This is a genomic window from Acinetobacter sp. 1124_18A, assembly GCF_052824995.1.
Genome location: NZ_VTDF01000004.1, coordinates 246,093 through 259,813 on the forward strand (window position 1 = coordinate 246,093; position 13,721 = coordinate 259,813).

Below are 13,721 nucleotides of genomic sequence, written 5' to 3' on the forward strand. Positions count from 1 at the left end.
TGACCTTAAAATATATCTCCTGTACTGTTTTTAATGCTCATGCCATGAGATATGGCAGGTCTTGAATTAAGGTTATTGTATGAAACCCGTTATTGCGCTCATTGGTCGTCCGAATGTCGGAAAATCAACGTTATTTAACCAGATTACCAAGAGTCGTGATGCACTTGTAGCCGACTTCGCGGGCCTGACTCGTGACCGTAAATATGGTGATGCAACTTATCAGAATAAGTCTTTCATTGTTGTTGATACTGGCGGTATTGGTGAAAATGAAGGCGGTATTGATAACTACATGGCCGAGCAGTCAAAAACGGCGATCAATGAAGCAGATATCATTATTTTTGTAGTTGATGCCCGTGCTGGCTTATTGGCTTCAGATGAACAAATTGCACGTGAACTGCGTACTTTGGGTAAAAAAGTTTACTTGGTTGCCAATAAAGTTGATGGTGTTCATGCAGAAGCTGCATTGGTTGAGTTCTACAAACTTGGTATGGGTGAGCCCTTACAAGTTGCTGCCAGCCATGGTCGTGGTGTACAGCAAATGCTTGAGGATGTCTTGGTAGACGTACCTGAAGATGAAAATCCAGAAGAACATGACAAAGCAACAGGCTTGCGTTTAGCGATTATTGGTCGTCCGAATGTGGGTAAATCGACTTTGGTCAATCGTTTACTGGGCGAAGACCGTGTGGTTGCATTTGACCAACCAGGCACAACGCGTGACTCGATTTACATTCCATTTGAACGTGATGGTCGTCAATATACCCTCATTGATACAGCGGGTGTACGTCGTAAAGGTAAAGTTGATGAAATGATTGAGAAATTCTCAATCGTGAAAACACTACAAGCAATTAAAGATGCACACGTGATTGTAGTGGTGTTGGATGCTCGTGAAGGCGTAGTTGAACAAGATCTACATTTGATTGGTTACGCGCTTGAAGCTGGTCGTGCCATGGTGATCGCCATTAACAAATGGGACAACATGACTGAATACGATCGTAAACAATGTAAGTTGGATGTTGATCGTCGTTTTGACTTTATTCCTTGGGCGAAAGTCCATTTAATCTCGGCATTGCATGGCACTGGCGTAGGGGAAATGTACCCAACTATCCATCGTGCTTATGATTCATCACATTTAAAAGTTTCACCTGCAAAATTAACTCAAATTTTGAATGATGCTACAGATGCACATCAGCCACCAATGGTGGGTGGTAAACGTATTAAAATGCGTTATGCGCATATGGGTGGACAAAATCCACCAACGATCGTAATTCACGGTAATAAGGTCGACAAAACCCCAGCGGATTATCGTCGTTACCTTGAGAATGTGTTCCGTAAAGTTTACAAACTGGAAGGAACGCCAGTACGTGTCGATTTTAAAACGTCGGACAACCCATTTGAAGGACGTAAGTCACAAGTGGACGAACGCGTTGCGGCACGTAAACGTCGTTATGTACAGAAATTCAAAAAAGCTGAGAAAAAGTTTAAACGTTAAGCTTTTTAAAGTTCAAAAACCCAAAGTTTTCTTTGGGTTTTTTATTGCAAATAAATGAGCTTGTATCAAGAGTTATGAAAAAATGTGAATGATAAACGTAATTTTTTGTAAATTTCATAACGAATGCTATAATCAGCATCTTTATAAAATAATTTATATTCCGACAGAATAACGCTGCTTAGGGTTCACTTTTAGCATGGTAACATTACATCTTGCTCAGCTTACATTTGCACATGCTCAGCCCTCATATACAGCCCTTGACTGTATTCCAGCTATGCAGCGTAGACGGTTATCGCCATTGGCTAAACTTGCTTTGAACAGCGCGCTTGGTGCATTAAATGGTAGTAAAGCCGATTATATTGTTTGGGTGTCAAGATATGGTGACGAGTTTAAAACGTTGAATATATTGAAAGACGTTTTAAGTGAGCAAACGCCATCACCCACACAATTTTCAACGTCTGTCCATAATGCAATTTCTGGGCTTTATTCTATTTTATGTCAGGATGATACCCCATCTACCAGCTTAAGTTGTTCATGGACTGAAAGTTTGATTGAAGCTTATGCTCTTTTAAAGTCAATGAAAGATATCGAGCGGGTATTAGTCGTTGCTTATGATGAACCTTTACCCCCAATTTATGCTGAGGCAGTCGATTTCCCTGCTTATGCTATGGCTGCGGTCGTTACTCTAGAGCAACCTAATTTACAAATTACTGCGTGGACACACACAGTTGAAGCAGATGGTCCTACTTTTGCTCATTTTTGGCAGGATGCTGACCAGTTAATATCTGCATTTGGGTGGAACAAATGCTAAATCTTAAAAATCTGAAACAAAAAGGTAATTATTGCTGGCGTGTAGCTGCAACTGGTTTTAGTTTTGCCAGTTTCGGTTTGGGTGGTATGGCAATTGCCACCGTCATTGCACCAGTACTGAATGCCACAACCTCTGACTCTGAAAAGCGTCAGCAACGTGCACAGAATGTGATTAAGTATAGCTTTAAAGGCTTTACTGAAATGATGGTCAAACTGGGCATCATGACTTATTCGGTAGAAGGTTTGGAAAAGCTACAGAATAGTCGTCAAGAGCTCGTCATCGCCAATCATCCGAGTTTGATTGATGTTGTAGTACTAATTGGTATGATGCAGCAGGCTAATTGTGTGGTGAAGCAGTCTCTTTGGTCGAACCCTTTTACCAAAGGACCTGTACAAAGTGCGGGTTATATTTTGAACGCTGGCTCTCAGCAATTTGTTGAAGACTGTGTGGCGCGTCTGAAAGAAAATAATTCGGCTTCTCTTTTAATTTTTCCGGAAGGAACGCGTACTGAAAAAGGGATGACCCTAAACGAATTTCAGCGCGGCGCAGCCAACATTGCCATTCGTGCAAATGTACCAATTCGGCCAGTAATTATTACCTGTACACCATCGACATTAACCAAGAATGAAAAATGGTACCACGTGCCATCTCAACCCTTTCATATCGAAGTGAAAGTACTGGATGCTGTACAGGTATCCGATTTGTTAGATGATTTAACAGTAGGACCTAAACAAGTTCGTCAGTTAAGTCGTAGTTTTTATAAAATTTTTGATGAAGAGTTATCTTGAAATGAGCAATCTTGCTGATGAACTAAAGCAAATGATTATTGATGTTTTGGCACTAGAAGATATCACTATTGCGGATATTGATACAGAAGCTCCATTATTTGGAGAGGGCTTAGGATTAGACTCGATTGATGCACTTGAGTTGGGACTGGCTTTAAAAAAGCGTTACAACATTCATTTAAATGCAGAGTCGGATGAAACCAAACAGCATTTTAAATCAATCCAGAGTTTGGTTGCTTTAGTTGAAGCACAACAGAAGTCATAAGGAGCGTGATGATGTTATCTCAAGAACAAGTATTAACTAAACTCCGCGAATGGATGGAAGATTTGTTTGAAATTGAGCCGGAGTCTGTTCAACTCGATTCGAACCTTTATTCAGATCTTGATGTCGACAGTATTGATGCGGTTGATTTAGTTGTAAAAATTAAAGAGTTAACGGGCAAACAAGTAAAGCCTGAAGACTTTAAAAATGTAAGAACCGTACTCGATGTTGTGACGGTAATCCAGAACATGACTGCTGAATGAAATTTATTCTTAAAGGGATAGTTGCAGCACTTTTTGTGCTGTATCCCTTTATTGTGGGTTGGAGTCTGACACACGGACAATTCATTTGGGTGAGTCTATTACTCATCGGGCTGGGTGTCGTCAGACTTTTTGGTAAAGGCAACTCGTTATTATGGCCTTTAACTGGTTTTGCCATTGTTTGTGGCAGTCTAAGTTTATTGTCACATAATCATGCTTGGTTGAAGTTATATCCAGTCGGTATGAGTTTAGGCGCATTAATTATTTTTTCGCTGACACTCATCAAGCCGCCGTCTATGATTGAGCGCTTTGCCCGACTCGTTGAACCTGATTTACCTGATTCTGGGGTGCAGTGGACCAGACAGGTGACTAAAGTTTGGTGTGTTTTCTTTTTTTGTAATGCATTAATTGCTTTGACCACTGTACTTTTTACTTCAATGCAGGTTTGGGTCATTTATAATGGCTTTATTTCTTATGTGCTGATGGGCATTTTATTCCTTGGTGAATTTATTTTGCGTAAGCGACATCAGCGTTTACATTCTTCAAATCCTTAATTAAAAACTATGCATTGTCATTTTCAGAAATTCATCGATTCAGTTCAGCCACTTTGTATAGATAGTGCTTTGCATTCGACCAGTTTTACTCAATTTTGGCAGGACGTGGCCTTACAAGCTGCTGCAATTGCTCAAATGGAAAATTTAACTTGGGCATTATGGGAAGCAGATAGCTATGAATTTCTGGTTTTATTGTTTGCTGCGTTGCTCGCGAAAAAGCAAATATTTTTACCACCCAATCGAGTGCGTGAACTAGAGCAGCAATTTGCAGCACAGCAGATTTATTTTTTAAAGCGCCAAAACACTGAAAAAGTTGTTCCTTTATCTTTAACCTTGGATGATGCTTTTTTAGAGCAGGCGCAACTCTATTTTTATACATCTGGTTCAACTGGTGAACCTAAAAAAATCCCAAGAACACTCAAACAATTACTCAACGAAGTTCAAGGGTTAAGCCAAAGCTTTAGTTTTGATGAACATGCAATTGCGATTGCAACGGTCAGTCATCAACATATTTATGGATTACTGTTTAAATTACTGCTACCACTTGCTACCGGTCGAAGTTTTTATGTGCTTCAAATGGCATTTCCTGAAGATGTTGTGCAAGCTCAAAAACAACTACAGACACTAGGTTTTAGAAATTATTTGATCTCAAGTCCTGCATTATTAAAACGCTGGACAACCGATGTTATTTTACAAAACTGCCAGATGGTTTTTAGTTCTGGTGGCAAACTGGAAAGTGGTGTTCGTCCTTTATTGAATCGTCCAATTATTGAAGTTTTAGGAAGTTCTGAAACTGGTGGTATTGCCCATCGCGCTAGAGATGAAGATGCTTGGACTGCTTTTAGCAATGTAGCTATTCGTATTGAAGAGCAACACCTCATGGTGAAGAGTAATCATGCCTATGAGGATGACTGGATTACCACAGGTGATGGCGCAGCATGGTCAGATGAAACGTGTCAGACCTTTAAGCTGATGGGGCGTACAGATCGAATTGTAAAACTTGAAGAAAAGCGTTTGAGTCTAGATGCAATCGAGCAAAGCATTCGAGCTTTGGATGCGGTCCAACAATGTCATGTATTGGTACTTGAACATGAGCAGCGTCAAATATTGGGTTGTATTGTCGTTCTGACAGAACAAGCTCGAGCACAGTTACAGCAACTAGGTAAGTCTGCTTTTGTTAGCCATTTAAAACAACAATTAAAAGACAGCTTGGAAACGATCGCGATTCCACGTCAATGGCGTTTCCTTAGTCAGCTACCGCAGAACTCGCAGTCTAAACTCAATAAAAGCTATTTAGAGACTCTCTTTAAGCCGATGTTACAACCCGTGGTGCTGTCGCAGTCACACAGTTCCGAAGGCTCTATTTTTAGCCTTGAGTTTCCACCTGAATTGGCTTGTTTTAAAGGACATTTTCCAACACAACCGATTTATCCTGGAGTTGGGCAGATTGGTTTTTTACAACATTTTGCTAAATCAATTTGGTCGGACTTAAATTGGTGTCAGGGTTATGAACAACTAAAATTTCAAAACCTGATCCGTCCTTATGCAATTGTACAACTTAAGCTTTCTCGAAAAGAGCATAAAGTGAGTTTTGAGCTACGCGATTCAGAACAGATTTTGGCTTCTGGGCGTTTATTATTCGCTTTGCAAACGGAAGTAGAGGGTTAAAAATGCAGACCAACTATGGCTTTGTTATCCCAGTTTATAATCATCCACATTATTTAGCAGATTTGATTTCTTATCTGGACGGTTTTGATTTACCGATTGTGTTGGTCAATGATGGCAGTGATGATGCTTGTAGCCAAATTTTAAAAGCATTGGCAGAGCAATATTCCCAAATTCATCTTATTGAACATGAGGTGAATAAGGGTAAAGGTCAGGCAGTCATGACTGGATTACGTGCAGCCTATGAGCTTGGTTTAAGTCATGCATTACAACTCGATGCCGATGGTCAACACTGCTGGGATGATATTCCAAAATTTATTGAGCATTCTCGACAACATCCAGATGCAATGGTGATTGGTCAGCCATACTTCGATGAATCTATTCCTAAAAAGCGCTTATATGGCCGTTACATCACCCATTTTTGGGTGTGGTTAAATAGTTTATCTTTTGAAATTAAAGACAGTATGTGTGGGTTTCGCGTGTACCCGCTTGAAAGCACAATGAAGGTATTGAATAGCGCTAAATTCCAGCCACGTATGGGCTTTGATAGTGAAATTTTAGTGCGTTTAAAATGGGAAAATACCCCTTTTATTAATGTACCTACACCTGTGGTTTATCCAGAGCAGGGTATCTCTCATTTTCATGCTTGGCGAGATAACCTAGGCCTGAGTAAAGCACACGCAACTTTGTTTATGGGCATGTTGATTCGTTTACCTAAGCTTTTAAAGCAAAAGCTTCAAGGTTAATTATGACAGATTCAGCTTCTCCAAAATGGAACGATATTAAAGAGCGAGGAGGTATGTTGCCCCTTATGCTCGTGTTGTGGTTTTACCGTTTTGGTGGACGTTGGTTATGCAAGTTGGTGATGTACTTTGTCATTATGTGGTACTGGTTATTTGCTGTCACAGCACGACAAGCTTCCTTACTTTATTTAAGTAAACTGCATCATTTTGCTGGAGCACAGTCGCCGTTTAACCACCAGCCAACGTGGGCAAATAGCTATGCGCATTTTATGCAATTTGGCGAATGTATTTTAGATAAGATTGAAGGTTGGCTAGGCCATATCTCCGAGCAAAATCTAGAAGTTTTTGGACATGAAAACTTTTCGCAGCATTATCAAAAAGGCGCTCTTATTGTTGTCTCTCACTTTGGCAATATTGAATTACTTCGGGCAATTAAGTCTGAGCATCCACAGAAAATTAACGTACTGGTTTATCAAAAGCACGCGACAAAATTTAATGATTTTTTGAAAAAACTAAATGATAAGGCGGATGTCTGTCTTTTATCAGTCGATGAGTTGGGTATTGAAACTGCCATGTTGCTGCAAGATAAAATGCAGCAAGGTGAGTGGGTCATTGTGGCGGCAGATCGAGTGCCTGTGCAGTCAGATCGTGTACAGCATATTGATTTTTTAGGGGAGTCAGCAGCTTTCCCGCAAGGGGCATGGATTCTGGCAAGCTTACTCAAAGTGCCTGTTATTGCAGTTTTTTGCTACCGCATGCAGCAGCAGTTTCAGGTACATATTCATTCAATTGCCGAGCAGGTAAATTTACCCCGCGCTAATCGGGTTGAAGGCATGCAAACTTTAACTAAAACTTATGTTGCTATATTAGAACAGCATTGCATGCGTGCCCCTTATCAATGGTTTAATTTTTATAATTTTTGGACGAAATAACATGCGTGTGTTAACCGTAGGTGAACAACCACTAAGTATTGAAGATGTCGTTTCTGTAGCAAGAGGCGAATGTCAGGTTGCTTTACCTGAAACGTCTGAGTGGCGTGAACTGATTCAAAAAGGTGCTGATTTTCTCGATCAGCTCCTTGAAGAGGAAGGGGTTATCTACGGTGTGACCACAGGTTATGGTGACTCATGTTTGGTTGAAGTGCCATTACATCAGGTTAATGAACTACCGCTGCATCTTTCACGCTTTCATGGTTGTGGTTTAGGTGAAAATTTAGATGTAATCACTGCACGAGCAGTGGTAGTGACGCGTTTATGTTCGTTGGCTCGCGGTTATTCAGGTGTGTCGATAGCACTACTTGAGCGCTTAGTTTGGTTGTTAAATGAAAATGTAATTCCAGTCATTCCATCTGAAGGCTCGGTAGGGGCAAGTGGCGATTTAACGCCGTTGTCTTATATTGCGGGAACCTTAGTCGGTGAGCGTGATGTCTATTTCGATGGGCAAATTATTCCTGTTGCTCAAGTCTATGCTGAAAAAAATATACTGCCTTTAACGCTTAGACCTAAAGAAGGTTTAGCGCTCATGAACGGCACAGCAGTGATGACGGCAATTGCTTGTTTAAATTATAAAAAAGCAGAGCAGATAGCACTTGCGAGTACTTTAATTACTGCTCTAAATGTATTGGCCTTGGAAGGTAATCCAAGTCATTTTGATGAAGTATTGTTTGCACAAAAACCTCATCCAGGTCAGCAGCAAATTGCCAAGCAATTACGTGATTGGCTGAATAGTGAAGTACAAACGGCACATCAAAGTCCACGTTTGCAAGATCGTTATTCGCTTCGTTGTGCGCCGCATATTATTGGCGTGTTTGAAGACTCAAAAGTATGGTTACGTCAGTTTATTGAAAATGAACTGAATTCAAGTAACGACAATCCATTGATTGATCCAGTAGGGATGCGTGTGTTGCATGGCGGTCATTTTTACGGTGGGCACATTGCACAAGCAATGGATAGCTTAAAAATTATGATTGCCAATATTGCTGACTTGATGGATAGACAGATTGCACAGTTAGTCGATCATAAAATGAATCATGGGTTACCACGTAATTTAACAGGTGCAACTGCCGAGCGTTTACCACTGAATCATGGTTTTAAAGCGGTACAAATCGGAGTGTCGGCGTGGACGGCTGAAGCCTTAAAAAACACTTTGGCAGCTTCAATTTTTTCACGCTCAACCGAATGTCATAACCAAGACAAAGTTAGTATGGGAACCATTGCTGCACGTGATGCGAGTCGGGTGATTACCTTAACACAGCAAGTCATTGCAGCGCTGTGCTGTGCGAGTGTGCAGGCGACTCATTTGAAAGGTTTAACCACACAGTTAAGTCCAACATTGCAGGCGTTTATGCAATGGACCTTACAAAGCTTTGCATTTGTCGAAGAAGACCGACCATTACAAACCGAATTACAACAGATTGTTGATCGTTTAGACCAACTTGAATTGTTTAATCAACCAGAATTTATGGGATAAGGTGAGCCAATGCATGCAGATGTAATCATTGAAATTCCATTTCATGATGTCGATACCATGAATGTGGTTTGGCATGGTCATTATTTAAAATATTTTGAGATTGCGCGCTGCAAATTGCTCGATCAATTTCATTACAACTATATGCAGATGAAAGAATCAGGCTATGCATGGCCTGTGATTGAAAGCCATGTTCGCTATGCATACGGTATTGAGTTTGAACAAAAGATTCGGGTTCGCGCCATTTTAAAAGAATGGGAAAACCGTTTGAAAATTGATTATCTGATTTTTGATGCTGAGTCTGGAAAACGTTTAACCAAAGGTTATACCACACAGGTAGCGGTGAATATTGAAGCCCGTGAAATGTGTTTCCAGTCGCCACAGGTTTTATTTGATCGCTTGAATGCATGGTCTGAGTTTCAACCGAAGAGGAATGCGTGATGTCTCAATTCATCAAAACTTTAGGTTTAGGTGCTGCTGTTTGGATGAGCAGTTTAAGCGCGGTCTATGCAGCGCCAACACAGATCACTCAAATTTTTCAGCAATTGTCCCAGTCTCCTACGGTTCGTGCTGATTTTGAACAGCAAAAAAAATTGCCATCGTTGAATAGAACTTTTGTATCGAACGGCTCTTTGTTGTTCTCAAAATCTTATGGTGTAGCGTGGCAAATCAAACGACCTGTGCAAGCAGATTTGATCGTTACCCCAACCAAATTGGTACAGAAAACTCAGCGTACATTTAGCCAAATACAAGTTGATCAATCGCCATATAGTTCGGTCGCGACTTTATTCTTACAGCTCATGTCTGGTAATGAACAGGCTTTGGCAAAGAATTTTAATGTGGTAAGTGCGAATTATAGTCCAGCGGGTTGGAGCATGAGCTTAACTCCGAAAAGTAGCTTGTTTAAAAAGTTATTTGTGCGTGTTGATGCTCAAGGTCAACAGTACGTCAACCAAATCGTGATTACCGAGAAAGCGAATAATTTAACGACCATTCGCTTTAGTCACCAGACTTCTCAACCGACGACTCTAACGGCTGCTGAGCATGCGATTTTCCAACTGGCAAAATAAGTTCACCGCGCTTTGGTTAATTGCTTTGCTGCTCATTGCAGTGGGGTTAGGCGTGACGTGGCTGAAAAAAGATATTCATATTCAAACCAATATTTTTGCGTTATTGCCTAAAGTTCAGCAAGACCCAGAACTTGCACGTACTCAGCAGTACATGAATGAGCAACTCAACAATAAAGTATTTGTGGTTATAGATGCTAACGATGAAGCTACGATACAACACGCCACCGATTTCTTAACAGCGCAGGCCAAGCAAAGCCAGTTGTGGCAACCGTTGAAGCCCCAACTTGATTTTGATCATTTTGCAAAACAGTTGTATCAACATCGAGCAGGTTTGTTGAGCGCTCAAGATCAAGCCTTATTGCAAAAGCAGGATTACGAGGCGCTGACTGAACAAAGTCTGATGCAAATGATGAGTCCAGGTATGCCTGTCACTGCTGAGTCACTTAAGCAAGACCCGCTCTTATTGTTCCCCCGTTATGCCATGCAGTTGGCAACGCCGTCGCAACAAGATATTGAAATGGAGCAGGGCTTTGCCACCATTCATCATGAGCAAGGCATTTCTCGGCTTTTCGTATTACAGTTGACGCAAAGCCCATACAATATTGATTATCAAGAAAAGTCCTCTACTTGGATTGAGCAAACTAAGCAAAAGTTAGCTGCAATGGGATTAAAATCTCATTGGACTGGAACTATTTTATTTTCAAATTTTGGGACGCAATCGGCTAAACAGGAAATCTCAACCATTGGTGTTGGCTCGACATTGGGCTTAATTTTTCTGGTTTGGTTCGGCTTTCGCTCACTGCGACCTTTGGCGACCGAGTTTATTGCAGTTTCGACTGGCAGCTTTGTAGCATTTGCAGTCACCCATTGGGTGTTTGGTGAAATTCACCTGATGACATTGGTATTTGGTGCAAGCCTAATTGGTGTCTGTGTCGATTTTTCATTTTATTTTATGGCAATGCAATCGCAGCATAGACAGCTTGGTGGGTTCCAGATTTTAAAACCATTATTGCCAAGCTTGTTCATGGGCCTAATGACCACATTAGTTGCGTACATCTTTTTGAGTTTTACTCCGTTTCCTGGGTTCAAGCAGATTGCAGTCTTTTCAATTGTAGGATTAACCGCAGCGTGGATCAGCAGTGTACTACTATTACCAAGATTACCTGCACTCAATGCCCAGCCAGCAATAAAAGCATTATCTTGGATTGGACAAGCGCGGTTATGGTTCCAAGAGCGAGCGAAGATACGTTATAGCTTGCTTGCAATCATTTTAGCAGTAGGTACGGCGAGTCTTTTCTATCTTAAAAGTAACGATGATATTCGTAACTTACAAGGTATGGACGCGAGTTTAAAGCAGCAGGATCAAGCGGTTCGTGAACAATTTGGCCAGCAACAAAGTAGTGATTATTTTGTAGTACGAGCAGCTTCTGCAAATGAAATGCAGCAACAAGAGCAGCAACTGATTGGACATTTGCAACAGTTACAGTCACAAGGGAAAATCAGTGCATTTCAAGCTTTGGGACAATGGATTCCACCATTGGCAGAGCAGCAAAATAATCTACAACTATTAAGAAATATTCCAAAAGCGACTTTGCAGCAATATGCACAAAGCATGGGGCTAAATGTTAATGACGTTTTACAGTGGCAACAGCAACTGGCAACACAACCGTTATTAGATTTTTCTGTATTTAAAGATCATCCTTTAGCTTTTTTACAGCCTCAAGCCAATGAACGATTAGTGATGGTGACAGGAGTGAAACAACCTGAAGTGTTAAAGCAGCTTCAGAATGATCACATACATTTCCAGCAACCGATTAGCGAAATGTCGCAAATGTTTGCTGAACATCGAGTGCAGGCTCAACATCTTCTGATTTATGCCTTAATTGGTTTGGCGGTTGGTTTGGCGCTTATTTATGGATTAAGTTCGATTGTGCCTTTGGTCCTGCCAGTCAGCTTGGCATTACTGAGCACTTTTGCTGTTCAGGCATGGTTAGGTGTAGAAATTAACTTGTTTAGTATTATGGCGACTTTTCTGATTATTGGGATTGGCGTTGATTATGCAATTTTCTACCGACATGGACATGATCACCCTCAAGTAGTTGGAATGGCATTATTTTTATGTATGATGTCGACCTTACTCGGCTTTGGATTACTTTCATTTAGCCATACATATGCAATTCATTGTTTTGGTTTAACGGTTTTATTCGGGGTTATTTTTTCATTTATCTATGCGACTTTGTTAACCCCCGCAGATGAAAAACATATTGTAAATTTACAAGACCATTCATAATTTGAATAAATTAAAAAGGAAATTGTGCTATGAGCACTTTAGAAAAAATTGATGTCGTGATTATTGGGGCTGGGCCATCAGGTAGTTCTGCTGCTGCACTTCTTCGAAAAAAGGGCTATACCGTTACGGTCATTGAAAAACAGCATTTTCCTCGTTTTTCGATTGGTGAGTCATTGCTACCACAATCTATGGCATTTTTAGAAGAAGCTGGTTTATTAGAAACAGTCCGTGAGCATGTCGAGCAATATGCTTTTCAATTTAAAAATGGGGCCGCTTTTTTACGTGGTAAACAACATAGTTTTTATAACTTTACTGAAAAATTTACGGATGGGCCGGGGACTACTTGGCAGGTTCGCCGTGCAGATTTTGACAATTTGCTTGCCAAACAAGCTCAAACTTATGGTGCAGACATACGCTTCGGACATGAAGTCTTAGATGTTGATGTTGCATCTGAACAGCCCGTACTTACAGTAATTGATGAAGAACAACAGCGTTATCAGATTCAAACTAAGTTTTTATTAGATGCGAGTGGCTTTGGGCGAATTTTGCCAAAGTTATTAGATCTAGAGAGTCCTTCAAATTTTCCAGTACGACGTGCGCTGTTTACCCATATTGAAGATGGTATTGCCGATGATCCTGATTTTGACCGTAATAAAATTTTAATTACTGTGCATGAAAAAGATCATCGTGCATGGTATTGGCTGATTCCATTTGCAGATGGACGGGCTTCTTTTGGTATCGTTGCAGAACAAGACTTTTTTGACAAATACACGGTCGAAAATGATGAAGATAATGAGCCTGAGGCAATGTTCAAACGCATTTTAGCTGATGAGCCAAGTTTGTCACATGTATTGCGCCGTGCAAAGTTTGATACACCAGTGCGGACCTTGGTGGGCTACTCAGCGAATGTAAAACAGTTGGCAGACCGCAACTATGCGCTATTAGGTAATGCGGGTGAGTTTCTTGATCCAGTCTTTTCATCAGGTGTGACGATTGCTCTTAAATCTTCAAGTTTGGCGATTCCTTTGGTTGAACGATTTTTACAAGGTGAGCAAGTCGACTGGTTAGAAGAGTATGAAAAACCATTACGTCGCGGCATTCAGGTATTTCGCGCTTATGTTGAGTCATGGTACGAAGGTGAGTTTCAAGATGTAGTGTTCTCGCAAAATCAGAACGAAGGTATTCGCCGTATGATTTCTTCACTGTTGGCGGGTTATGCGTGGGATGAAAAAAATCCAATCCATAAAAATGCCAGACGTAGACTCAGCACCTTGGCAGAATATTGTCGTGAAGGCTTGGCGCAAGAACAGGTACTTGAGGGATAAC

Annotated in this window: 14 protein-coding genes; all 14 read left to right on the forward strand. The window is 40.8% G+C overall.

The window, feature by feature from the left end; translation table 11 throughout:
* Positions 1-79: 79 nt before the first annotated feature.
* The 14 genes from der (at position 80) to FY048_RS11120 (ending at position 13,720) form a co-directional block, all read left to right on the forward strand.
* A complete protein-coding gene (gene der / locus FY048_RS11055; RefSeq protein ID WP_446091140.1) occupies positions 80-1,489 on the forward strand; it encodes a ribosome biogenesis GTPase Der in 1,410 nt (469 codons plus the stop codon).
* A 196-nt stretch (positions 1,490-1,685) separates the two neighbouring features.
* Positions 1,686-2,300 carry a beta-ketoacyl synthase chain length factor gene (locus FY048_RS11060; RefSeq protein WP_446091141.1) on the forward strand — a complete coding sequence of 205 codons (615 nt, stop codon included), beginning with the start codon at positions 1,686-1,688 and terminating at the stop codon, positions 2,298-2,300.
* A complete protein-coding gene (locus FY048_RS11065; protein ID WP_446091142.1) occupies positions 2,285-3,088 on the forward strand; it encodes a lysophospholipid acyltransferase family protein in 804 nt (267 codons plus the stop codon). The genes FY048_RS11060 and FY048_RS11065 overlap by 16 nt, the downstream gene beginning before the upstream one ends.
* Before the next feature lies 1 nt (position 3,089).
* Positions 3,090-3,350, forward strand: a complete 261-nt coding sequence (locus tag FY048_RS11070; RefSeq protein WP_000067033.1) for a phosphopantetheine-binding protein — start codon at positions 3,090-3,092, stop codon at positions 3,348-3,350.
* Between the two features lie 5 nt (positions 3,351-3,355).
* Positions 3,356-3,610 (forward strand): acyl carrier protein, encoded by a 255-nt coding sequence (locus FY048_RS11075; protein ID WP_080649511.1) that lies wholly within the window; start codon positions 3,356-3,358, stop codon positions 3,608-3,610.
* The gene (locus FY048_RS11080; RefSeq protein WP_446091143.1) at positions 3,607-4,161 is read left to right on the forward strand and encodes a septation protein IspZ; all 555 of its coding nucleotides are present in this window, start codon (positions 3,607-3,609) and stop codon (positions 4,159-4,161) included. Before FY048_RS11075 ends, FY048_RS11080 begins: the two co-directional genes overlap by 4 nt.
* Before the next feature lie 9 nt (positions 4,162-4,170).
* Positions 4,171-5,829, forward strand: coding sequence for an AMP-binding protein (locus tag FY048_RS11085; protein ID WP_446091144.1), 1,659 nt, complete (start codon positions 4,171-4,173; stop codon positions 5,827-5,829).
* 2 nt (positions 5,830-5,831) lie between these two features.
* Positions 5,832-6,572 carry a glycosyltransferase family 2 protein gene (locus FY048_RS11090; RefSeq protein ID WP_446091145.1) on the forward strand — a complete coding sequence of 247 codons (741 nt, stop codon included), beginning with the start codon at positions 5,832-5,834 and terminating at the stop codon, positions 6,570-6,572.
* Between the two features lie 2 nt (positions 6,573-6,574).
* Entirely contained in the window at positions 6,575-7,501 is a 927-nt protein-coding gene (locus tag FY048_RS11095; RefSeq protein WP_446091146.1) for an LpxL/LpxP family acyltransferase, read from the forward strand.
* Position 7,502: 1 nt separating this feature from the next.
* Positions 7,503-9,038, forward strand: coding sequence for an HAL/PAL/TAL family ammonia-lyase (locus FY048_RS11100; RefSeq protein ID WP_446091147.1), 1,536 nt, complete (start codon positions 7,503-7,505; stop codon positions 9,036-9,038).
* Positions 9,039-9,047: 9 nt separating this feature from the next.
* The gene (locus FY048_RS11105) at positions 9,048-9,476 is read left to right on the forward strand and encodes an acyl-CoA thioesterase (protein ID WP_000542808.1); all 429 of its coding nucleotides are present in this window, start codon (positions 9,048-9,050) and stop codon (positions 9,474-9,476) included.
* Positions 9,476-10,105 (forward strand): LolA family protein, encoded by a 630-nt coding sequence (locus FY048_RS11110; protein WP_446091148.1) that lies wholly within the window; start codon positions 9,476-9,478, stop codon positions 10,103-10,105. Before FY048_RS11105 ends, FY048_RS11110 begins: the two co-directional genes overlap by 1 nt.
* Positions 10,080-12,395 carry an MMPL family transporter gene (locus tag FY048_RS11115; RefSeq protein ID WP_446091149.1) on the forward strand — a complete coding sequence of 772 codons (2,316 nt, stop codon included), beginning with the start codon at positions 10,080-10,082 and terminating at the stop codon, positions 12,393-12,395. The genes FY048_RS11110 and FY048_RS11115 overlap by 26 nt, the downstream gene beginning before the upstream one ends.
* 29 nt (positions 12,396-12,424) lie before the next feature.
* Positions 12,425-13,720, forward strand: a complete 1,296-nt coding sequence (locus FY048_RS11120) for an NAD(P)/FAD-dependent oxidoreductase (RefSeq protein WP_446091150.1) — start codon at positions 12,425-12,427, stop codon at positions 13,718-13,720.
* Position 13,721: the final 1 nt, after the last annotated feature.